Here is a 927-nt window from a genome sequence, read left to right as displayed (position 1 = left end):
CATGCCCTCCGAAACCCGCCGCCACATCGTCCGCGGCCTGCGCACCCTCCGCAACAAGCGCGAACAACTGCCCCCCAAGAAGCACGGCAACATCCCGCTCTGAGCACCGTGCAAGGACAGTAAGGAGGCGCTGTGATCAAGGTAGTACGGGGCAATCCCACCCCCGAGGAGCTGGCCGCCGCCCTTGCGGTGGTCCGGGCCCGCGCCGCCGCGGCAGACTCCGCGCCCGCCGAGGCACCCGGCCCCCGGGACTCCTGGTCCGACCCGGCCCGTCTCGGCACCCACCGCCTTCCCCCACCGGGGCCGACCGCATGGGCCCGCACCTACTGGCGGGGCTGACTCGCCCACCCGATCGGAGAAACCATGAACACCCTGCGCCAAGGGGCGCCCCGCGACAACGCGGCACCGACGCCGCGCGCTCGCGTCGTCATCGCCAAACCCGGACTCGACGGCCACGACCGTGGCGCCAAGGTCATCGCCCGGGCACTGCGTGACGCCGGCTACGAGGTGATCTACACCGGCCTGCACCAGACCCCGGAGCAGATCGTCGCGACCGTCCTCGCCGAGGACGCACCGCTCCTCGGGCTCTCCGTGCTCTCGGGCGCGCACCTGACCATCGTGGCGAAGGTGATCGAGCTGCTGGCCCAGGAGGACGCGAGCGACGTCCGCCTCCTCGTCGGCGGGATCATCCCCGACGCCGACGTCCGCGCGCTGGAGGCCATGGGCGTCCACGCCGTCTTCACCCCCGGCGCGGACATCCGCGGCATCGTCGAGGCCGTCGACCAGCTCCTCATCACCTCGGACAACACACTGGAGTCGGCATGCTGAGCAAGGTGCTCATCGCCAACCGTGGCGAAATCGCTGTCCGCGTGGCCCGGGCATGCCGGGACGCCGGGATCGGGAGCGTAGCGGTCTACGCCGACCCGG

The 927-nt window shown here is 71.7% G+C and carries 3 protein-coding genes; all 3 read left to right on the top strand.

Annotation, left to right across the window (positions count from 1 at the left end; all coding sequences use genetic code 11):
- Nucleotides 1–132 precede the first annotated feature (132 nt).
- Complete coding sequence (locus tag IG84_RS0137125; RefSeq protein WP_031067824.1) at nt 133–339, top strand: acyl-CoA carboxylase epsilon subunit; 207 nt, start codon at nt 133–135, stop codon at nt 337–339.
- 24 nt (nt 340–363) lie between these two features.
- Nucleotides 364–828, top strand: a complete 465-nt coding sequence (locus IG84_RS0137120; RefSeq protein ID WP_051862865.1) for a cobalamin B12-binding domain-containing protein — start codon at nt 364–366, stop codon at nt 826–828.
- The coding region (locus IG84_RS40385; RefSeq protein WP_157849014.1) for a biotin carboxylase N-terminal domain-containing protein at nt 825–927 on the top strand (103 nt) is incomplete at its 3' end. The genes IG84_RS0137120 and IG84_RS40385, both read left to right, overlap by 4 nt.

This window comes from Streptomyces ochraceiscleroticus (genome assembly GCF_000720485.1).
Taxonomy (GTDB): domain Bacteria; phylum Actinomycetota; class Actinomycetes; order Streptomycetales; family Streptomycetaceae; genus Streptomyces; species Streptomyces ochraceiscleroticus.
Note: the sequence above shows the minus strand (reverse complement) of the source record. Positions and strands in the feature narration are given on the sequence as shown.

Coding starts and splice junctions, on each gene's coding strand:
- IG84_RS0137120 (WP_051862865.1), top strand. CDS start 364: ATGAACACCCTGCGCCAAGGGGCGCCCCGCGACAACGCGGCACCGACG.